Genomic DNA, 19,071 nt, shown 5'->3' with positions numbered 1-19,071 from the left:
GGGGTTTGGGGGGGGGGGGGGGGGGGGGGGTGGGTCAGGCTGCGCGGCGGGGGAAGAGTAGGGCGGAGAGGAGCAGCGCGCCGACGAGGATGCCGACGTACCAGGCCACCGCGCGGGCTGGGGCCGCGCCGACCGGGGTGTCCAGCAAGAGGCCACGCAGGGACTCGATGACCGGCGTGACCGGCTGGTGTTCGGCGAAGCCGCGCAGCCAGCTGGGCATGGTCTCGACCGGCACGAATGCGCTGCTGACGTAGGGCAGGAACATCACCAGGAAGGTGTAGCCGTTGGCCGCCTCGGGGGTGCGGGCGAGTAGCCCGAACGCCGCCGACATCCAGGACACCGCCAGCAGGAACAACAGCAGCACCCCGGCGGCGGCCAGCCAACGCAGCGGCTGAACGGCCGGCCGGAACCCGATGGCGACCGCCACCACCAGCACCAGCGTTGTGGAGACCATGTTGCGCACCACGCTCGCCACCACGTGTCCACCGAGGATGGCGCTGGCTCCGACGTCCATCGTGCGCAGCCGTTCGATCATGCCGTTGGTCAGGTCGGTGGTGACACTGACCGCGGTACCAGCCGCACCGAACCCGGCGCACAACAGCAGGACGCCGGGGACGACGTAGGTCACGTACGCCGTGCCGGTCTCGATCGCCCCGCCGAACAGGTAGACGAAGAGCAGCATCAGCAGCACCGGCAGCAGCAGCGCGGTGAGCAGGGCGTCGATGTTGCGCCGGGACAGCCGGACGCAACGGCCGATCATCGCGGTGGTGTGCGCCCCTCGTACGGCCAGCTCAGACATTGGTCGTCTCCCGCTCGGTGGTCGCGCCGGTGAGGGTCAGGAAGACGTCGTCCAGGGTCGCCTCCCGTACGGAGAACCGGACCACCCCGTGCCGGTCCGGGTCGATCTCGTCGAGGAGTCGGCGTACGTGCGGTGCGCCGCCGTCGGTGGCCACCGCCAGTTCCCGCCGGGTCGGGTCGTGGTGCACGATCCGCTCGCCCAGCCGGCGGACCACCTCGACGTAGCCGGCCTCGTCCCGCCAGGTCAGCTCCAGCCGCTGGGCGCCGAAGCGGCGCTTGAGTTCCGGGGCCGTCCCCTCGGCGGCGAGGCGGCCGTGGTGCAGCACGCTGATCCGGTCGGCGAGCCGGTCCGCCTCCTCCAGGTACTGCGTGGTCAGCAGCACGGTCACCCCGGCCCCGGCGAGTTCGCCGATCAGTTCCCACAGGCCCTGCCGGCTGCGCAGGTCCAGGCCGGTGGTGGGCTCGTCCAGGAAGATCACCGCCGGGGTGCCGACCAGGCTGGCCGCCAGGTCGAGCCGGCGCCGCATGCCTCCGGAGTACGCACGCACGTACCGGCCCGCCGCGTCGGCCAGGTCGAAGCGGTCCAGCAGGGTGGCGGCACGCTGCCGGGCCGCGCGGGCCGTGAGCCCGGTCAACCGGGCCAGCATGGTCAGGTTCTCCACTCCAGTCTGGCCATCGTCGAGCGCCGCGTGCTGACCGGCGAGGCTGATCGTGCGACGCACCCGCCGCCGCGCCCGCACCACGTCGTGACCGGCGACCCGGGCGGTGCCCGAATCCGGCCGGGTGAGCGTGGCCAGGATCCGCACGGTGGTGGTCTTGCCGGCTCCGTTCTGGCCCAGCAGGGCGTGCACCCCGCCCATGGGCACCCGCAGGGTCAGCCCGTCCAGCACGACGAGATCCCCGAAAGACTTGCGCAGGTCGACCAGCTCGACCGACGGCGGTCCGTGCACCATCGACACCCCCTCATAATCTGCGTACGCCCTACGCTTTTCTGCGTAGACCATACGCAGAAGCTATGCTGGCGGTCAACGTCGGCCTGGGAGGTGGAGTGAACGGACCCGACATCGAGCTGCCCGAGAACGTCGCGCTCGCCTGGGGCCTGCGCAACCGTCCGAGCCGAGGTCCAAAGCGCAGCCTCAGCCTCGACCAGGTGGTGTCCACCGGGATCCAGATCGCCCAGGCCGATGGGCTGGCGGCGGTGTCGATGAGCAGGGTCGCCAGCGAACTCGGCGTCGCCACGATGTCGCTGTACCGGTACGTACCGACCAAGCACGACCTGCTCGACCTCATGGTCGACACCGCGTACGGCCCGCCCCCGCGCCCACGCGGCGTCGACGAGGGCTGGCGGCCGGCCCTGGCCCGATGGGGTGAGGGGAACCTCACCGCACTGCGCCGACAGCCCTGGATGCGGCACGTGCCGATCAGCGGGCCACCGATCAACCCCAACCAGGTGCGCTGGCTGGAGTACGGGCTCGCCGCGCTGCGCGGTACCGGCCTGCGCGCCACCGAGCAGATCTCCACGATCATGCTGGTCAGCGGGTACGCCCGCAGCTGGGCCACGCTCACCGCCGACATCGCCGAGGCCGCCGCCCGGACCGGGCAGACCCCGGCAGAGGTGGGCCTGCGCTACTGGCAGCACCTCGCCGTGGTCACCGCGCCCGGCCCCTATCCCGCCATCCACGAGTTGCTCGCCGAAGGCGGCGAGTACGACGAGGACGTCGACCTCGAATGGCGCTTCGGGCTGGGCCGGGTGCTCGACGGAGTCGCGGTGATGATCGAGGCACGCGCCGCCGAAGCATCCCGCGACGCCGGCCCGTCGGGCGACGGCGGCCCGTCGGGCGACGGCGGTGTGCCCGCCGGTGCCTGACGCCCTCGGTCAGGCCCGTTCCAGCAGGCTCAGCACCGCCAGTTCGGCCTGCTCACGGGGAGTGTCCGGGCCGACCGGCGCCAACACGCCGTCGTGGAACAGGTCGACCACCCGCGGGTCCACGTACGACGTACGCGCCACCGTCGGGGTGTTGCCCAGCAGCTCCGCCACCTCGCGCATCACCCCGGCCACCGCCCGCCGCCGCGCCGTGACCGACCGGGCCGGCCCGACGACGGCCAGTTCGGTGGCCGCCCGCACCGTCGCGTGCCAGGTACGGAAGTCCTTCGCGGTCATCTCCCCACCGCTGGCCTCACGCAGATAGTCGTTGACCTCGTCGGCCCGCACGTCCCGCCAGTCCTGCCCGTCCCAGTAGCCGAACAGTCGATCCGCCGACCGGCGCCGCCGACGCAGGTTCGTCAACACCCGGCACAGCTCCGGATCCGAGACCAGCCGCACCTGCTCGATGCCACCCTTGGCGGGAAACTCGAAGACCACGCAACCCTGCCGGGACCGGGCATGCTCGGGACGCAGCGTCGCCACCCCGAAGGTCGGGTCGTCACCGGCGGCGTACTGGTCGCTGCCGACCCGGAAGGCACCCATGTCCAACAGCCGGGTCACCGTCGCCAGCACCCGCTCCCGGCGCAGCCCCCGCCCGGCCAGATCCTGACCGACCCGCTCCCGCAACACCGGCAGCCGGCGGGCCACCCCCAACACGTGGTCGAACTTCGCCTCGTCCTGCCGCTGCCGCCACACCGGGTGGTACAGGTACTGCTTGCGACCCGCCGCGTCGATGCCGGTGGCCTGGATGTGCCCGTTCGGGTACGGCGAGATCCAGACCTGCCGCCAGGCCGGCGGGATCACCAGCGCCCGCAGCCGGGCCAGCTCGTCGGGGTTCCGCACCGGCACCCCGCCCGGATCCAGGTACGACCAACCCTGGCCGCGCCGGCGACGCCCGTACCCCGGCCGGCCCGGATCGCTACGCCGCAACCGCACGGTCCGCACGCACCGCCCGTTCCACCTCGTCGACAGCCGCCAACACCTCGTCGAGACCGAGCGCGGCCATCATGGGATGGCTGCCTACCCCGTCCCAGCCGGGCCATTCCCCCGGCCCCGCCCAGAGCACCCGGTGCCGCCGGCGATCCGGCGGCGGACCCCAGTGCGACGGCGCGACCGGGCCGAAGAGCACCACCGAGGCGGTGCGGTAACCGGTGGCCAGGTGCGCCACCCCGGTATCCCCACTGACCACCAGGCGGGCCCCCGCGACCAGCGCCGCCAGACCACCCAGATCGGTCCGGCCGGCCAGCACCGCGTCGGCCGGCAGGCCCGCGTCGGCCGCCACCCGGGCCGCCGTCGCCCGCTCGGCCGCGCTGCCGGTCACCACCACCCGGTGCCCCCGGACCGTCAACGCCCGGGCCAGCGCCGCGTACCGACCCGCCGGCCAGCGCTTCGCCGGCACCTTCGAACCGGGGTGCAGCACCGTGACGCCGGTGGGCAGCCCACCCGGATCCGGCCGGCGCAGGTCCAGGTCGGTCGGATCGGCGGGGATCCCGTACGCCGACAGCAGGCGACACCAGCGCGCCACCTCGTGTTCCTCGTCGTCCCACCCCGGCCCGTCGAGATGCGCCGCGGCGCCGTTGGCGAACGCGAACAACCGCCGCGGGTCGACGGCGCCGAGCAGCCGATGCGAATCCGGCCCCCGCCCGTGCAGGTTGACCGCCACCTCGACCGGCCCGCCGGGCCGCTGCCGCCACCACAGCCCGTCGGTCGGCAACAACCGGTCCACCCCACCGACCAGCTCCACCAGCGGCCCCAACCAGCCCGGCGCGGCGAGCACCAACTCCCGGTCGGGATACGCCGCCCGCAACGCCCGCAACGCCGGCACCGCGGTGGCGAGATCACCGACGCCCAGGGCACGCAGGGCCAGGATCACGGGTACGAGGTCTCCTGCTCGGCGCAGACCACCATCTCGCGGACCGCGCAACCGGCCGGCTGGGACAACGCGAACATCACCGCCGCCGCGGTGTCCGCCGGATCGTTGAGGATCGCGTCCGGGCCCGGCCGGTACTGCTGGTCCCGGTCGTCGAAGAAGGCGGTCCGCATCCCACCCGGCACCAGCAGGGTGACGCCCACCGTACCGGCCAACTCCGCGGCCAGCGCCCGGGTGAACCCGACCACGCCGAACTTCGCCGCGCAGTACGCCGTGGCGTCGCTGACCGCCTTCACCCCCAGCGTCGAGGCCACCGTGACGATGCTGCCCCGGGACGCCTCCAGGAACGGCAACGCCGCCCGGATCACCGCCGCGGTGGCCAACAGGTCGACCGTGACGATCCGGTCCCACGTCTCGCCCGGCACGTCGGCCAGCCGACCGGGCACGTCGATGCCCGCCGCCGTGACCACCGCGTCCAGGCCGCCCTCCCGCTCGGCCAGGCGACGGGTGGCCTCCTCCGCCGCGCGGGTGTCGGCCAGGTCGCACTCCAGCCACGGCACCCCGTCCGCGGGCGCCTGCCGATCCAGCACGACGGGCCGACCGCCACCGCGGGCCACCGCCGCCACCACCGCTGCCCCCAGGCCGCTGGACCCCCCGGTGACCAGCACCGTCCGCCCGACACCCACCCCCCGAGGATGCTCGCTCATGTCGACACTCCGCTCCGCTGCGTGCCGCCACGAGGCACCACCACACTGAACCGATGATTCACTCGCTGACGCTCGCTCATGTCGACACTCCGATCGCGCGGGCGGCGGCGATCATCTCGGTGGTGGAACGGCCGTCGAGATACGGCACCACGACGGTGTGCCCACCCCAACGACGCAGGATGTCCGCCTCGGGCAGCACCTCGCCGTCGCCGCCGCCGGTGGCGTAGTCGCCACCCTTGACCCAGATGTCCGGGCGCAGCCAGGACAACGCCGCCTCCGGGGTCGACTCGTCGAAGATGGTCACCGCGTCCACGCAGCTCAACGCGGCCAGCAGCCGGCTGCGGTCGTCCTGATTGATCACCGGTCGGTCCGGTCCCTTCAGTCCACTGACACTGGCATCGGAGTTCAGGCACACCACGAGGCAGTCACCGAGCTGGCGGGCCGCCTGCAGGGTCGCCACGTGACCGGCGTGCAGCAGGTCGAAACAGCCGCCGGTGGCGACCACCGTGCCCCCGGCGGCGCGTACCCGGGCCACCACGGCGGCGGCCGCGGCCACCCCGACCCGGTCCCCCGCCACCGCGGCCTGCACCGGCTGCGGCGCCCGGCGTACCGCCGGTGGCAGCGCGGCGGCCACCCCGCCGTCGGCCACGTACGCCGACGCCTCCGTCACCGCCTCCTGCACCGCCTCGGAGACCAACGCGCCCCGGGCCAGCGCGAGGCTGGCGGTGGCGGCGAACCGGTCCCCCGCCCCGCAGGTGTCCCCCTCCGCGGCGACCGGGGCGGGCACCATCAGCGGGGTCGAACCGGTGTGGCTGAGCAGCGCACCGTCGGCGCCCAGGGTCACCGCGACCGCACCGGCCCGCCACCGCTGACGCAGCCGTTCCGCACCGGCGGTGGCGGTGGCCAGCCGGTTGGCGCCGGCGGGTGCCTCCGCCAACTCCCGCACCTCCGCCTCGTTCGGCGTGGCCAGGTGCACACCGGGCACCGCGGACGGCCCGCGGGGGTGCGGATCCCAGACCACCGGGGCGCGGGTGGCCGCCAGGGCCTGCCGTAGCGCCGGTTGCCGGGCCACGCCCCGGCCGTAGTCGCTGACCAGTACCACCGCCGCCCGGTCGAGTACGCGCAGCACCGCCTCGGCGGGCTCACCCGGCTCACCGGCGCCACCACCACGGTCGTGCCGCAGCAACACCCGGCCACCGGCCCGCAGCCGGATCTTCTCCGGCGTCGCGCCGGCCAGCCGCAGCGGATACACCTGCACCCCGGCGGCGGCCAGCAGCCCGCCCAGCCGGGCCCCGCCCGCGTCGTCGGCCAACGCGGTGACCAGGACCACCTCGGCGCCCTGCGCGGCGGCGAAGACGGCGGCGAGACCGGCCCCGCCCGGCCGGTCGACGTGCGCCATCTCGTCGAGCACCGGCACCGGCGAGTCCGGGCACAGCCGGTTGACCATCCCCTCGACATCCCGGTCGAGCAGGGTGTCGCCGACCACCACCACCGGTCCCCTCACGCTGTGCCTCCTCACGCCTCGACCGGCCGACCCGCGCCGCCGTCCAGGACCACCTCGACGCCGGCCCGGACCGCCCCGGCGGCCGGCGCGCCGGACACCGCCGGCACCGCCGGTTCCACGTACCGCGGGGTGGTGGCCGGGCGGCCCTGCGGCATCGCCTGCTCGACGTACTCGCAGAGCAGGTGGCTGGAGACCAGGTGCAGTTCCTGCACCACCTGGCTGTCCGGGGACTCCACGGCGAGCGCCTCGTGGCAGGCGTCGGCGAGCGGGTTCGGGGCCGGCCCGGTGAACGCCCAACAGCGCAAACCGGCCTCCCGCCCCGCCCGCGCGGCGGCGAGCAGGTTGCCGCTGCCGCCGCTGGTGGACAGCAGCAGCAGCACGTCGTCGGGGCGGCCGTGGGCACGGACCTGCCGGGCGAAGACCTCGTCGTAGCCGTAGTCGTTGCCGATCGCGGTCAACGCCGAGGTCTCGGCGTGCAGCGCGATCGCGGACAGCGGCTGCCGGTCGTCGTGCAGCTTGCCGACCAGCTCGGCGGTCAGGTGCTGCGCCTCGGCGGCGCTGCCGCCGTTGCCGGCCACCAGCAGCCGACCACCGGCGGTGAGCCGCCCGGCCAGCGCCGCGCCCCAGCGGGCGAGCAGCGGCTCGCAGCGCTGGTACGCGGGCAACGCCGCGGTCAGGTGCGCCAGGTGCGCGTCGAGCAGGTTCGGCATCAGGCCACCACCCGGGTCGGTCGGTGCACGGCGGCCACCTCGTCGTACACCTCGGCGAGACGCTCCGCGGTGACCGTCCACGAGTAGTGCTGGCGGGCTCGGGCCCGGGCCGCGCCCGCGTACGCGAAGCGGCGGATCCGGTCGTCGAGCAGCCGCCGCAACGCTTCACCGAGCGCCCTCGGGTCGCGGGCCGGCACCAGGTCGCCGGTCACCCCGTCGACGACCGTGTCGCGTAGCCCGCCGACGGCGGTCGCCACCACCGGCACCCCGCAGGCCATCGCCTCCAGCGGGGTCAGGCCGAACGGTTCGTACCAGGGGGCGGCGACCAGGACGTCCGCCGACCGGTACCAGCGGCCCATCTCCTCCCGGGGCACCGCGCCGACCAGCCGGACCCGGTCGGCCACCCCGCAGCTACCGGCCAGGGCGCGCAGCCGGCGGGCGTACGGGTCGGTCTCCAGCAGTCCGGCCGGCGGGCCGCCGACCACCACGCACTCGGCGTCGGGTACGTGCGCCATCGCGCGTACCACGGTCTGGAAGCCCTTGCGCTCCACCAGCCGGCCGACGGTGAGGATCCGCGGCCGGCCCGGTTCCCGGGGAGCGGCCGGGCCCAGCGGCGCGAACGTGCCCAGGTTCACCCCGGACGGGATGACCGTCATCACCGACCGGGGTACGCCCATCCGGACCAGCTCGCCGACCTCGTCGCGGCACTGCGCGATGACCCGGTCCACCGAGCGGCCGAGCTGGCGTTCGTAGCCGATCCGTCGGCCCGGGCTGGTGTCCTGCACGCCCTGGTAGCGGCGCTTGACGGTGCCGAGCGCGTGGTACGTCTGCACCACCGGGATCCCGGTCTGCCGGCCGGCCACCACCGCGGCCAGCCCGCTCATCCAGAAGTGTGCGTGGATCACCTCGGGTGCCCAGTCGCCGCCGCGCCACCGCTCCACCAGCCAGGCGCCGAACGGTCGCATGTGCGGCAGCAGCGCGTCCTTGGCCACGGGCTCGGCCGGCCCGGCGGGTACGTGCACCACGTCGTAGCCGTCCGGGCCGCGTACCGTCACCGGCAGGTCGACCGCGTCGCGTCGGGTGTACACCCGCACGTCGTGTCCGGCGGCGGCGAGCGCGGCGGACAGCTCCGCGACGTGGGTGTTCTGGCCGCCGGCATCCTCGCCGCCGAGGATGGCGAGCGGGCTGGCGTGCTCCGAGATCATCGCTATCCGCATACTTCCTCCTCCAGGAGCCGGTCCCAGTCGGCGAGGAAACGGTCGAGTCCGTAGCGTTCGCGGGCGGCGGCGCGGGCCTGTGTACCGGCGAGCCGGGCCTGTTCCGGGTGCGCCGCGAACCGGCCGGCGGCCGCCAGCAGGTCGTCGACCCGGGTGGACAGGGCACCGGCGCCCGGCGGTACGGCCATCACCGCCTCGGTGGTGGCCAGCGCCACCACCGGCATGCCGATGCTCATCGCCTCGATCAGACTCAGCCCGAGCGAGGTCCACCGGCACAGGTGCAGGTACGCCCGGCGGCGCGCCAACTCGGCGTGCATCCGGTGCTGCGGCACGTCGTCGTGGCTGGTCAGCCGGTCGGCGGGCAGGCCGAGGTGATCGGCCAGCCCGGCCACCTTCATGCCGAAGACGTCCAGCGGGGCGATCTCGGCGAACCGGGCCAGCAGATCGGTGCCGGTGACCCGCCACCGCCGTACCGGCTCGTTGATCACCACGGCGAGCCGGTCCAACTCACCGGTGTACGCCACCGCCGGTGGCACGATGCCGTGGTCGACCACGGTGGTCCGGGTCGAACCGACGTCCCAGAAGAGTTCGTTGAACGCGGTCACATGGGCGACCAGCAGGTCGTCCCGGTCGGCCATCGGATGGCGGCTGTTCGGCACGGCCCCGTCCTTCGGGGTGTTGTGCTCCACGTAGATCGCCGGCAGGTCGCGGCCCGGACGGCGGCCGAGCCAGTCGGCCGCCAGCGCCAACTCCTCGGGGCGTTGCAGGATCACCACGTCCACCTCGGCGGTACGCAGCTGCTCGGGGCTCACCTCGGCGGCGCTCTCCGGCCAGGTGTACGTCCGCGCCCGGCCCAGCCCGTACGGCCCCCGGTCCGGGGTGGCCGGCACCAGGTAGCGGTGTTTGCCGTGCACGAACGAGGTGGTCCAGGAGCCGTGCACGTGCCAGAGCAGGATGTTCATCGGCCGCTCCCGCCGCTGGTGACCGGCACGTCCAGCAGCCGCAGGGCGGCGAGGACGGCATCGGGTTCGACGCCGCTGAGGCAGGGGTGCCCGGGTACCGGACAGCGCGCGGCCCGGGTGTCGCGGCAGGCGGCCGTGGCGTCGCCGAGGCGTACCGTCGGCACCCGCCACGGGCCCCACTGGCCGAACGGCACGGTGGGGGCGAAGAGGCTGACCACCGGTACGCCGTGCGCGGCGGCCAGGTGCGCCGGGCCGGTGTTGCCGACCACCACCGCGCCGGCCGCGGCGACGACCGCGGACAACTCGGCCAGGCCGGTGCGGCCACCGAGGTCGACGCCGTGCCCGCCGGCCACCCGGGCGGTCAGCTCACGCTCCTGCGGCCCGCCGGTGACCACCACCCGGTGCCCGCCGTCGGTCAACGTCCGGGCGATCCGCTCGGCCAGCTCCGGCGGGCAGCCGCGGGCCTGTGCCGCCGAACCGGGGTGCAGCACGACGTAGCCGGGGTCGCCGGTCTCCGTCGGCGGCGGCGGCACGGGCCGCAGCCGTAGTCGCGGCTCGTCGCCGGGGGGCAGCGGGTAGCCCGCCGCGGCGGCCAGGGACAGCGCCCGTTCGGCCTCCGGCACGCCCACCGGCACCCGGTGCCGCACGTCGAGCAGCGAGCCGGGGTAGTCGTCGCTGATCGCCGCGATCCGCGCCACGCCGGCCATCCGCAGCAGCAGGGCCAACGGCAGCGGTGACTGGTGGAAGGAGGTGAAGACGACCGCCTCGTCGACGGCGAGGGCGGCCAGCCGGGCGACCAGCCCGGTCAGGTCCGCCGGGTCGACCGGTTCTGGTGCCGGATCGATCCAGGGCAGGCGGTGCTCCACCACCTCGTCCACCCCGGGCAGCAGGTCGGCGGCGGCCCGGCCGCGCGGGCCGCAGAGCAGCACCACCCGGTCGGCGCCGGCGGCCACCGCCCGGATACCCGGACCGGTCACCAGCACGTCGCCCGCCGAGTCCGACCGCACCACCAGCACGGTCCGGCCACGACCCGGCCGGGTCCCGGCCGGGCGCAGCGCTGCCTGGCGGCGCAGGATCTCCGCCACCGCCGCCGGCAGGTCGGCGGTCACCCACGGGGCCGCGGCGATCTCCTCGGCCCGGGTCACCGGCGTCGGCACCAGGATGCCCGCGGCACCGGCGGCCAGTGCCGCGGTGACGTCCCGGCCGATGTCGCCGATCAGCACGCAGCGGGCCGGTACGGTGCCGAGCGCGTCGGCGGCGGCGTGGACCAGGCCCGGAGCCGGCTTTCGGCAGGAGCAGCCGTCCCCGTCGTCGTGCGGGCAGATCTGCCAACTGTCGAAGGGGCCGAGCAGGTCCTCGATCCGGCGGTGGACCCGGTGCAGTTGGTCCTCGGTGAACAGGCCCCGGGCCAGCCCGGACTGGTTGGTCACCACCGCGAGTTTCAGCCCGGCGGCCCGCAACCGGTCCAGCGCCGCGCGGGCGCCCGGCATCGGCCGCACCTTGTCCGGATCACCGTTGTACGGCACGTCCTCGACCAGGGTGCCGTCGCGGTCCAGCAGGACGGCGTCGAACAGGACCGGTGTCGGCCCGGCTCGCCCCGCACCGGCCAGCACCTCGGCTGACCTGCGCTGATCCGGCTCCCCATGGTCCCGTCGCACGGGCCGCGGGTTCCCGGCGCCCCGAGGAGTAAACGTCGAGCGCGACGCGGCGCGCGGGTCGCCGCGCGCCGACGACCGCAGCGTGCCGCCGCGGTGGCGTTACCCGTCGCCCCCGAGAAGCTAACCCGGCCGTTCCGTTAGGCGGGACGGGCAGCTGGGTACGGGCAACCGATGGCGATCGTGGAGAGAGTCGTCGAGGCGCCGGTCGAGCAGGTCTGGGCGGTACTCGCGGACGGATGGACGTACAGCGACTGGGTGGTCGGCACCGCCCACATGCGCAACGTGGACGACGGGTGGCCCCGGGTCGGCGCCCGGTTGCACCATCGGGCCGGACCGTGGCCGTTCTCGCTGGAGGACTCGTCGCTGGTGCTGGCCTGCGAGCCGGAACGCAAGCTGGTGCTGCGGGTGAAGCTCTGGCCGGCCGGCGAGGCGGTCGTGGTGTTCACCCTGGAGCCGATCGACGCCGACACGACGCGGGTGCTGCTCGGCGAGGACTTCACCGCCGGTCCGTTGCGCTGGCTGCGCAACAAGCTCAACGACCTGGTGCTGCACATGCGCAACGAGGAGACCCTCGACCGCCTCTCGGACATCGCCCGCCGGCAGAAGAACCCGGACTGACCACGGCGGCGGGGCGGCCCGTCGGTCGCTGGCACACCGGGCGGGGGAGCCATTTCACCCCGGAAGGGACAAGTGGCTACCCTCTGAAGGAACCTGTCCGCAGACCGAGGATGTCCCCCATGATCGAACCCGTCCAGTTACCCTCGCCGTGGCGGGACGTGCGCCTGACCGTCGTGGTGCCGACCTACAACGAGGCCGGCAACCTGCCGGTACTGGTGGAGCGGCTCCTCGCCCTGCCGCTGCCCGGCCTGAAGGTGCTGGTCGCCGACGACAACTCGCCGGACGGCACCGGTGAGGTCGCGGACAAGCTCGCGGTCGAGCATCCCGACCGGGTCGAGGTGGTGCACCGGCCCGGCAAGGAGGGCCTCGGACGGGCGTACGTGGACGGCATCAGCCGGGCCCTCGACGGCGGGGCCGAGTACGTGGCCCAGATGGACGCCGACCTGTCCCACCCGCCGGAGGCGTTGCCGGGCATGCTCGGTGCCCTGCTCTCCACCCAGGCCGGCGTGGTCATCGGTTCGCGGTACGTGCCCGGCGGTGAGCTGGACGAGAACTGGCCGCTGTACCGGCGTGCCCTCAGCGGCTGGGCCAACCTCTACGTGCACACGCTGCTGCGGGTCCGGATCCGGGATCTGACCGCCGGCTTCAAGATATGGCGGGCCGACGCGCTGCACGACATCGGCCTGGAGCGGGTCCAGTCCAATGGCTACAGCTTCCAGGTCGAGATGCACTACCTCGCCACCAAGCTGGGGCACACCATCCTCGAGGTGCCGATCCGGTTCGAGGAGCGCCGCGACGGTGACTCGAAGATGACCACCGCCACCAAGATCGAAAGCGCGTTGATGCCGTTCAAGCTGCGGACCCGGCACCGCAACATCGAGCGCTGACGCGCGCACCCGGCGGGCCGGGCCTCAGCGGTAGATGGCCGACTGGGCACCGGCCACCGCCCGGTGGTAGAGCGCACCGGTGACGAGCCGGTCCCGGGCCAACGCGGCCCGGGCCGCGTTCGCCCCCGGCGCGCCGTGCACCCCGCCGCCCGGGTGGGCCGAGGCGCTGGCCAGGAAGAGCCGGTCCACCGGCGTGTCGGCTCGACCCAGGCCGGGGATCGGACGCAGGAACAGCTGCTGGTACGGCGCCGCGGTGCCGCCACCCAGCGCCCCGCCGACCAGGCTCGGGTTGGCCTCCTCCAGCTCCGCCGGCCCGGCCACGTGCCGGCCGACGACCAGGCTGCGGAACCCGGGTGCCGCCGCCTCCAGCACCGTCTCCATCCGCTCCAGATGGCCGAGCACCTCCTCGGCCCGCCAGTCCCGCCGGAACGGCAGGTGGGTGTACGACCAGAGCGACTCGGTGCCCGGCGGGGAGTGGCTGGGGTCGGCCACCGACATCTGGCCGAGCAGCAGGAACGGGTCGCGCGGCAACTCGCCCCGGGCCAGCGCGGCGGCGTAGCCGATCAGCCCGCCGAGGTCGGCGCCGAGGTGCACGGTGCCGGCGGTGGCCAACTCCCGGTTGGTCCACGGCATCGGGGCCGACAACGCCCAGTCGACCTTCAACGTCGAACCGTCCCACCGGAAGTGTTCCAGGTCCGCCACCAGCCGGGGCGGTAGCACCGCCGCGCCGACCAGGTCCAGGTAGAGCGCGGGCGCGGGCACGTCGGCCAGCACCGCCCGGCGGGCCCGCCACAACGTTCCCCCGGCGGTGCGTACGCCCACCGCCCGTCCCCGGGCGGTCAGCACCCGCTCCACCCGGGCGCCGTAGACGACCCGGCCGCCCCGCTCGGCCAGCCGCGCCACCAGCGCGTCGGTGATCTTCTGTGCCCCGCCGGCCGGTACCGGCCAGCCGACCTGCTGCCCGAGCATCGCCAGCAGCCAGCCGTACACGCCGGAACCGGCCTCCTCCGGGGACAGGTCGGTGTGCAGGGCACAGCCGGACAGCAGCGCCGGCCCACCCGCCCCGGCGAACAGTTCCTCGCCGAGGCGGCGTACCGGCAGCACCATCCGGCGAGCCAACCGCAGCGTGCCGCCGACCCGCAGTTGACGCAGCAGGCCCAGCCCACCGAGCACCGGCGGGAACGGGGTGGTGATCAGGTCGATCATCTGGCCGGCGACCTGCCGCCACTCGTCGTACGCGGACAGCCACCGGTCGCCGTCGCCGGGGGCGAACGTCTCCAGGGAGGCCGCGGTGACCGTCGGATCGCGGTTGAGCAGCGCGGCCCGCCCATCCGGGAACAGGTGCGCCAGCACGTCGGGGGCGTGCCGCCAGACCAACCCGTGGCGCTGTAGCTCAAGCTCGCGCAGCACCGGCGAGGCGTAGCCGAGCGGATAGAACGAGCTGTAGAGGTCGCTGAGGTAGCCCGGGGCGGTCACCTCGGCGGAGCGCACCGCCCCGCCCGGGACCTGGGTTGCCTCCAGCACCAGCACGTCCCAACCGGCGTCGGCGAGCAGGTTCGCCGCCACCAGACCGTTGTGCCCCGCTCCGACCACGATGGCGTCGGCCCGCTCGGAGCCGCTGGAACCCGGCGAAGTCATCCAGGGACGCTACCCCTCAGGTAACCGGGCGAAACGTTTGTCCGCCCCGGTCCGGGGCATCCACCGCGCCATGTACACGGTTGCGCAGCTCATCGGTGGGGTCTGGGGGGCCGGCGGGGAGAGCGGCGAGTTGGTGGTGCACGATCCGGCCGACGGCAGCCGGGTGACCAGTGCGCCGGTGGCGACCGCCGACGAGGTCGGCAAGGCGGTGGCGGCGGCCCGCGGGGTGGCGGCCGAGTGGGCGGCGACCGCACCGGCGGAACGGGCCGCGGCGCTGCACCGCGCTGCGGACGCGGTGGCCGAGGCCGCCGACGAACTCGCCGCCGCCACCACCGCGGAGATGGGCAAGCCGCTCGCCGACGCCCGCGGCGGGGTCGACGCCGGCATCGCCACCCTGCGGCAGTACGCCGAACTCGGCCCGGCCCGGGGCGGCCGTACCCTGCACGGCGATCCGGCCGCGATCGACTTCATGACCCCCCAACCGCGGGGCGTGGTCGCCGCCATCACGCCGTGGAACGACCCGGTCGCCGTCTCCTGCGGGTTGCTCGGCGCGGCCCTGGTCACCGGGAACGTGGTGCTGCACAAACCCAGCGAACGCACCCCGGCGACCGGCTGGCTGCTCGCCCGGGCCTTGGACTCGGCCCTGCCGGCGGGGGTGTTGTCGCTGCTCACCGGCGGCGCCGACACCGGTGCCGCGCTGGCCGGCGCGGAGGTGGACGTGGTCGCGCACGTCGGCTCCACCGCCACCGGCCGGACCATCGCCGCGGCCGCCGCCGCCAGCGGTGCCAAGGCTCTGCTGGAGAACGGCGGCAGTGATCCGCTGATCGTGGACGCCGACGTCGACCCGATCTGGGCCGCCGGGCAGGCCGCCGTGGGCGCGTTCGCCAACGCGGGTCAGATCTGCGTCGCGGTGGAACGGATCTACGTGCATCGGGACGTCGCCGAGGACTTCGTGGCCGCGCTGGTCGAACGGGCCCGGGCGCTGCGGCTCGGTCCCGGTCGGGACCCGCAGACCGAACTCGGTCCGCTGGTCGACCGGCGGCACCGGGACCAGGTGCACGGGCAGGTCACCGCAGCGGCGGCGCAGGGGGCCCGGATCCGGGCCGGCGGCACGCTGCCGGACGGACCGGGCGCGTTCTATCCGGCCACGGTGGTGGACGACTGCCGGCACGAGATGACGCTGGTCCGGGAGGAGACCTTCGGGCCGGTGGCCGCCGTGGTGGTGGTCGACTCGTTCAGCGAGGCGCTGCGCTGCGCCGCCGATTCGCCGTACGGGCTGGCCGCCACGGTGCTGACCGGGTCGATGAGCCACGCCCAGCGGGCCTGGCGGGAGTTGCCGGTGGGCACGGTGAAGGTGAACGCGGTGTTCGGCGGCGCACCGGCCGGCGCCGCGCACCCCCGGCGGGGCAGCGGGCAGGGCTTCGGCTACGGCCCGGAACTGCTCGACGAGTTCACCGCGACGAAGGCGGTGCACATCGAGGCGCCGGGCGGCGGGCACTGGTGACCGGGCCCGTCCGGGCCGGCGGCGCCGCCGACCGTCGAGGGCCCCCGCCCGGCCGCCCGTGACCGGGCGGGGGCCCTCGACGGGGTCGGGTCAGTCGCCGCGGGCCTTGCGGGTCTGTCGGTCGTTGGCCTTCTGGATGGCCTTGACCAGCTCCGGCTTGGTCATGCTCGACCGGCCCCGCACGTCCAGCTTCCGGGCCACCGCCATCAGGTGTTCCTTGGGGGCGTTCGCGTCCACCCCACCGGCGGTGGGTGCCCGGCGGGCCGGACCGCCGCCGGCGGCCTGCTGGTCGCTGGGGCCCTTGCGCCCCTTCGGCTCCCAGTGGTCGCCCACCTTCTCGAACTGGTGCTTGACCGCGGCGAACGCGGTGCGGTGCGCCCGCTCCCCCTCGCCGTAGGTCTCCACCGCGGAATCGTGCGTCTTCTCCCAGGTGCGCTGGGCCTTCTCCGGAGAGCGCCGCAGCGTGCTGGGCAGTACCTCGCGCCCGGGCATCTCGTCCTCCTCCGTCTACGAGCGTTCCGACTGTGGTTCCCGCCCCGGCCGGCGGCAAACGGGTTTGCCGCCGGCCCGGTCCGGGTACCGGCCCGGCCACCCGAGCCGATACGTGCCGGGTCGCTGCGCGAGGGAGCGGTGATGACCACGACGAACCCCGACGCCCCGGCCACCGGATCACCGACCTCCCCGCTGCCCCGCCGGATCCGCCAGCTGAGCTGGTCGACCTGGCGGGGGGTGCTGGTCCGCAGCGGCCAGCACTACCTGCGGGACAACTGCACGGACTGGGCCGCCGCGCTCACCTACTACGGGGTGCTGGCGCTGTTCCCGTCCGCCGTCGTGGTGGTCGCCCTGGTCGGGCTGGTCTCCGACGGGGAACGCACCGTCGACACGCTGCTCGACCTGGGCCGCGACATCGGTGCCGGTTCGGTGGTGGCCAACGAGAGCTTCGTCGGGACGGTACGGGCGGTGGTGGACCAGAACAGCTCCGCCGGCGTCCTGCTGAGCTTCGGCCTGCTCGGCGCCCTCTGGTCGGCCTCGAACTTCATCGCGTCGTTCACCCGCGCCTCGAACGCCGTCTACGGGGTGGCCGAGGGACGCCCGGTCTGGCGGCTGCGCCCGACCCAGCTCGGGCTGGCCGCGCTGTCGCTGGTGCTGCTCGCCACGGTCGCCGCCGGTCTGATCGTCAGCGGGCCGGTCGCGGACGCGGTCGGCAACCTGCTCGGTGCCGGCGACGCGGCCCGTACGGCGTGGGCCGTGGCGAAGTGGCCCGCCCTGGCGATGATCGCCATGGTGCTGTTGTCCCTGTTGTTCTGGGTGGCGCCGAACGTCCGGCAACCCCGGTTCCGCTGGCTCACCCCCGGCGGCGCGGTAGCGCTGCTCGCCTGGATCCTGTCCTCCTTCGGCTTCGGCCTGTACGTGGCGAACTTCGGCTCGTACGACACCACCTACGGCAGCCTGGGCGCGGTGATCGCGTTCCTGGTCTGGCTCTACCTGTCGAACTCCGCGTTGATGCTCGGTGTCCAGATCAACGCCGAGCTGCAGCGTGGCCGGGTCTTGCAGTCGGGTGCGGACGACGCGGACGAACCGGTGCTACCGCCCCGGTCACCGGCCGGTTCGTGACCGCTTGCCGGGTTTACCACCCGCGCCGCCGGGTAGCGCACAGGGCATGGATCGCGGCAACAGCAAGCACTCACCGAGGGTCGACGAGCAGATGAGCCAGGAGGTCAGCGGCCTCGTGCAGGGGCCGGGGACCGGCGGCTCGCGGGTCGACGAGTTCCGGGTGCCGGAACCCGCGGGCGAGGACCAGCCGGAGGCGACCACCGCCCCGGCCGGTGACCTGCGCAGCGGCACCCCCCAGGGAATGACCTCCGAGGACGTGGAGGCACGTAGCCGGCTCGGACGGTTCATCACCATGACCGCCCTGCCCGGTGACCGGGCCGCGCTGCTCGCCAACGCGCGGGAGAACGAGGCACCGGACGACGTGCTCGCCGCGTTGGCGCGGCTACCGGAGGGCACCCGATACCAGACGGTGTCCGAGGTGTGGGCGGCGCTGGGCCACAAGAACGAGACGACGCGCTGGTGAGGCGGGCTCGTGTGGTCCGCCGCCCCCGCCGGTGCAGGGAAGGATGCTGATGAGTGGCGTTACCGAGCATGTCGACGTGGCCGTCCCGGTCCGGACGGCGTACGACCAGTGGACCCAGTTCGAGGAGTTCCCCCACTTCATGGAGGGCGTGGAGTCCGTACGCCAACTCTCCGACACGATGACCCACTGGACCGTCGAGATCGCCGGCGTCAAGCGTGAGTTCGACGCCGAGATCACCGAGCAGTTGCCCGACGAGCGGGTGGCCTGGCGCTCGACCGGCGGCACCCAGCACGCCGGAGTGGTGACCTTCCACCGGCTGGACGAGAACAGCAGCCGGGTCAGCCTGCAACTGGAGTTCGACCCGCACGGCGTCATCGAGCAGGCCGGCGACAAGCTCGGCGTGGTGGACCGGCGGGCCAAGGGTGACCTGCAGCGGTTCAAACAGTTCATCGAGCGACGCGGGCAGGAGACCGGTGCCTGGCGTGGCAAGGTCGACCGACCGTTGCCCTGACCCCGCGGACCGACGTCGTCCCGACGGCCGCCGGCGCTGCCGGCGGCCGTCGCCGTGTCCCGGCGCGCCGTTTGCCGCGATCGGCCCGGGGTACCGCGATGACATGACCGACGACAGGGTGTGGCGCGACGAGGAGCGGCTTCCGCTGGAGGAACTGGACCGGGCCGTCGCCCGGTCCACGCTCGACGGGCAGGCCGACGACGTGACCGGCAACGACGCCGGCGAGGAGGCCGCCTTCGGACACGGACCGGAGGCGGCGGACCGGGGCGCCGAGATCCCCGGCACCGGCCGGGAGCCGACCGACCGGGACCGCGCCTACCGCCCCTCCACCACCGGGCGTACCGGCCCGGACAGCTAGACGAGTACGGCGCTCGGCTTCGGGTTTGTCGAGGTCGGCAGTCCTAACTCGGGGCGGGGCTGCGGGCGCAGCGAAGGTCTAGCTAGGTCCGTGTCTCGAAGTCGGGTGCGGCGGGTCGGTGATCGATA

Annotated in this window: 20 protein-coding genes; 8 read left to right on the top strand and 12 right to left on the bottom strand. The window is 74.3% G+C overall.

Annotated features, from left to right (window positions below; all coding sequences use genetic code 11):
* Nucleotides 1-34: 34 nt before the first annotated feature.
* Entirely contained in the window at nucleotides 35-799 is a 765-nt protein-coding gene (locus D2L64_RS26485) for an ABC transporter permease (protein WP_119579921.1), read from the bottom strand.
* Complete coding sequence (locus D2L64_RS26480; protein WP_119579924.1) at nucleotides 792-1,751, bottom strand: ATP-binding cassette domain-containing protein; 960 nt, start codon at nucleotides 1,749-1,751, stop codon at nucleotides 792-794. The genes D2L64_RS26485 and D2L64_RS26480 overlap by 8 nt, the downstream gene beginning before the upstream one ends.
* Before the next feature lie 95 nt (nucleotides 1,752-1,846).
* Here D2L64_RS26480 and D2L64_RS26475 point away from each other — a divergent pair, with 95 nt between their 5' ends.
* Nucleotides 1,847-2,665, top strand: coding sequence for a TetR/AcrR family transcriptional regulator (locus D2L64_RS26475; RefSeq protein ID WP_233559165.1), 819 nt, complete (start codon nucleotides 1,847-1,849; stop codon nucleotides 2,663-2,665).
* Between the two features lie 9 nt (nucleotides 2,666-2,674).
* Here D2L64_RS26475 and D2L64_RS26470 read toward each other — a convergent pair whose 3' ends face one another.
* From D2L64_RS26470 to D2L64_RS26435, 8 genes are all read right to left on the bottom strand, one after another.
* The gene (locus tag D2L64_RS26470) at nucleotides 2,675-3,658 is read right to left on the bottom strand and encodes a DNA topoisomerase IB (protein ID WP_119579923.1); all 984 of its coding nucleotides are present in this window, start codon (nucleotides 3,656-3,658) and stop codon (nucleotides 2,675-2,677) included.
* Nucleotides 3,642-4,595: a glycosyltransferase family 9 protein gene (locus D2L64_RS26465; RefSeq protein WP_119579919.1), complete on the bottom strand. Its 954-nt coding sequence runs from the start codon at nucleotides 4,593-4,595 to the stop codon at nucleotides 3,642-3,644. Before D2L64_RS26465 ends, D2L64_RS26470 begins: the two co-directional genes overlap by 17 nt.
* On the bottom strand, nucleotides 4,592-5,278 hold the full coding sequence (locus tag D2L64_RS26460; RefSeq protein ID WP_119579918.1) for an SDR family oxidoreductase: 687 nt from the start codon (nucleotides 5,276-5,278) through the stop codon (nucleotides 4,592-4,594). The genes D2L64_RS26465 and D2L64_RS26460 overlap by 4 nt, the downstream gene beginning before the upstream one ends.
* Before the next feature lie 97 nt (nucleotides 5,279-5,375).
* A complete protein-coding gene (locus D2L64_RS26455) occupies nucleotides 5,376-6,803 on the bottom strand; it encodes a PfkB family carbohydrate kinase (protein ID WP_119579917.1) in 1,428 nt (475 codons plus the stop codon).
* Between the two features lie 11 nt (nucleotides 6,804-6,814).
* Nucleotides 6,815-7,513 (bottom strand): D-sedoheptulose-7-phosphate isomerase, encoded by a 699-nt coding sequence (locus D2L64_RS26450; RefSeq protein WP_119579916.1) that lies wholly within the window; start codon nucleotides 7,511-7,513, stop codon nucleotides 6,815-6,817.
* On the bottom strand, nucleotides 7,513-8,730 hold the full coding sequence (locus tag D2L64_RS26445) for a glycosyltransferase (protein ID WP_119579915.1): 1,218 nt from the start codon (nucleotides 8,728-8,730) through the stop codon (nucleotides 7,513-7,515). The genes D2L64_RS26450 and D2L64_RS26445 overlap by 1 nt, the downstream gene beginning before the upstream one ends.
* Nucleotides 8,721-9,692 carry a glycosyltransferase family protein gene (locus D2L64_RS26440; protein WP_119579914.1) on the bottom strand — a complete coding sequence of 324 codons (972 nt, stop codon included), beginning with the start codon at nucleotides 9,690-9,692 and terminating at the stop codon, nucleotides 8,721-8,723. The genes D2L64_RS26445 and D2L64_RS26440 overlap by 10 nt, the downstream gene beginning before the upstream one ends.
* The gene (locus D2L64_RS26435) at nucleotides 9,689-11,305 is read right to left on the bottom strand and encodes an HAD-IIIA family hydrolase (protein ID WP_199714802.1); all 1,617 of its coding nucleotides are present in this window, start codon (nucleotides 11,303-11,305) and stop codon (nucleotides 9,689-9,691) included. Before D2L64_RS26435 ends, D2L64_RS26440 begins: the two co-directional genes overlap by 4 nt.
* Nucleotides 11,306-11,521: 216 nt before the next feature.
* Here D2L64_RS26435 and D2L64_RS26430 point away from each other — a divergent pair, with 216 nt between their 5' ends.
* Both D2L64_RS26430 and D2L64_RS26425 read left to right on the top strand, forming a co-directional pair.
* Nucleotides 11,522-11,968 (top strand): SRPBCC family protein, encoded by a 447-nt coding sequence (locus tag D2L64_RS26430; protein ID WP_119579912.1) that lies wholly within the window; start codon nucleotides 11,522-11,524, stop codon nucleotides 11,966-11,968.
* Nucleotides 11,969-12,087: 119 nt separating this feature from the next.
* Nucleotides 12,088-12,855, top strand: a complete 768-nt coding sequence (locus tag D2L64_RS26425) for a polyprenol monophosphomannose synthase (RefSeq protein ID WP_119579911.1) — start codon at nucleotides 12,088-12,090, stop codon at nucleotides 12,853-12,855.
* A 24-nt stretch (nucleotides 12,856-12,879) separates the two neighbouring features.
* Here D2L64_RS26425 and D2L64_RS26420 read toward each other — a convergent pair whose 3' ends face one another.
* Nucleotides 12,880-14,493 (bottom strand): phytoene desaturase family protein, encoded by a 1,614-nt coding sequence (locus D2L64_RS26420; protein WP_119579910.1) that lies wholly within the window; start codon nucleotides 14,491-14,493, stop codon nucleotides 12,880-12,882.
* Between the two features lie 70 nt (nucleotides 14,494-14,563).
* Between D2L64_RS26420 and D2L64_RS26415 the strand changes: the two genes are divergently transcribed.
* A complete protein-coding gene (locus D2L64_RS26415) occupies nucleotides 14,564-15,997 on the top strand; it encodes an aldehyde dehydrogenase family protein (RefSeq protein WP_119579922.1) in 1,434 nt (477 codons plus the stop codon).
* A gap of 90 nt (nucleotides 15,998-16,087) precedes the next feature.
* Here D2L64_RS26415 and D2L64_RS26410 read toward each other — a convergent pair whose 3' ends face one another.
* On the bottom strand, nucleotides 16,088-16,489 hold the full coding sequence (locus D2L64_RS26410) for a ChaB family protein (RefSeq protein ID WP_119579909.1): 402 nt from the start codon (nucleotides 16,487-16,489) through the stop codon (nucleotides 16,088-16,090).
* 141 nt (nucleotides 16,490-16,630) lie between these two features.
* Between D2L64_RS26410 and D2L64_RS26405 the strand changes: the two genes are divergently transcribed.
* From D2L64_RS26405 to D2L64_RS26390, 4 genes are all read left to right on the top strand, one after another.
* Nucleotides 16,631-17,611 carry a YihY/virulence factor BrkB family protein gene (locus D2L64_RS26405; RefSeq protein ID WP_119579908.1) on the top strand — a complete coding sequence of 327 codons (981 nt, stop codon included), beginning with the start codon at nucleotides 16,631-16,633 and terminating at the stop codon, nucleotides 17,609-17,611.
* 46 nt (nucleotides 17,612-17,657) lie between these two features.
* The gene (locus D2L64_RS26400) at nucleotides 17,658-18,074 is read left to right on the top strand and encodes a DUF2795 domain-containing protein (protein WP_119579907.1); all 417 of its coding nucleotides are present in this window, start codon (nucleotides 17,658-17,660) and stop codon (nucleotides 18,072-18,074) included.
* A gap of 49 nt (nucleotides 18,075-18,123) precedes the next feature.
* Complete coding sequence (locus tag D2L64_RS26395) at nucleotides 18,124-18,585, top strand: SRPBCC family protein (RefSeq protein WP_119579906.1); 462 nt, start codon at nucleotides 18,124-18,126, stop codon at nucleotides 18,583-18,585.
* Between the two features lie 103 nt (nucleotides 18,586-18,688).
* Nucleotides 18,689-18,943, top strand: a complete 255-nt coding sequence (locus D2L64_RS26390; protein WP_119579905.1) for a hypothetical protein — start codon at nucleotides 18,689-18,691, stop codon at nucleotides 18,941-18,943.
* Nucleotides 18,944-19,071 lie beyond the last annotated feature (128 nt).

This window comes from Micromonospora radicis (assembly GCF_003583405.1).
Taxonomy (GTDB): domain Bacteria; phylum Actinomycetota; class Actinomycetes; order Mycobacteriales; family Micromonosporaceae; genus Micromonospora; species Micromonospora radicis.
This window is presented reverse-complemented; position numbering and strand designations above follow the sequence as displayed.

What these genes read in the sequence shown, in the direction of transcription:
- D2L64_RS26485 (WP_119579921.1), bottom strand. Translation starts at nt 799, where the DNA reads ATGTCTGAGCTGGCCGTACGAGGGGCGCACACCACCGCGATGATCGGC.
- D2L64_RS26480 (WP_119579924.1), bottom strand. Translation starts at nt 1,751, where the DNA reads ATGGTGCACGGACCGCCGTCGGTCGAGCTGGTCGACCTGCGCAAGTCT.
- D2L64_RS26450 (WP_119579916.1), bottom strand. Translation starts at nt 7,513, where the DNA reads ATGCCGAACCTGCTCGACGCGCACCTGGCGCACCTGACCGCGGCGTTG.
- D2L64_RS26445 (WP_119579915.1), bottom strand. Translation starts at nt 8,730, where the DNA reads ATGCGGATAGCGATGATCTCGGAGCACGCCAGCCCGCTCGCCATCCTC.
- D2L64_RS26440 (WP_119579914.1), bottom strand. Translation starts at nt 9,692, where the DNA reads ATGAACATCCTGCTCTGGCACGTGCACGGCTCCTGGACCACCTCGTTC.
- D2L64_RS26430 (WP_119579912.1), top strand. Translation starts at nt 11,522, where the DNA reads ATGGCGATCGTGGAGAGAGTCGTCGAGGCGCCGGTCGAGCAGGTCTGG.
- D2L64_RS26425 (WP_119579911.1), top strand. Translation starts at nt 12,088, where the DNA reads ATGATCGAACCCGTCCAGTTACCCTCGCCGTGGCGGGACGTGCGCCTG.
- D2L64_RS26420 (WP_119579910.1), bottom strand. Translation starts at nt 14,493, where the DNA reads ATGACTTCGCCGGGTTCCAGCGGCTCCGAGCGGGCCGACGCCATCGTG.
- D2L64_RS26415 (WP_119579922.1), top strand. Translation starts at nt 14,564, where the DNA reads ATGTACACGGTTGCGCAGCTCATCGGTGGGGTCTGGGGGGCCGGCGGG.
- D2L64_RS26410 (WP_119579909.1), bottom strand. Translation starts at nt 16,489, where the DNA reads ATGCCCGGGCGCGAGGTACTGCCCAGCACGCTGCGGCGCTCTCCGGAG.
- D2L64_RS26405 (WP_119579908.1), top strand. Translation starts at nt 16,631, where the DNA reads ATGACCACGACGAACCCCGACGCCCCGGCCACCGGATCACCGACCTCC.
- D2L64_RS26400 (WP_119579907.1), top strand. Translation starts at nt 17,658, where the DNA reads ATGGATCGCGGCAACAGCAAGCACTCACCGAGGGTCGACGAGCAGATG.
- D2L64_RS26395 (WP_119579906.1), top strand. Translation starts at nt 18,124, where the DNA reads ATGAGTGGCGTTACCGAGCATGTCGACGTGGCCGTCCCGGTCCGGACG.
- D2L64_RS26390 (WP_119579905.1), top strand. Translation starts at nt 18,689, where the DNA reads ATGACCGACGACAGGGTGTGGCGCGACGAGGAGCGGCTTCCGCTGGAG.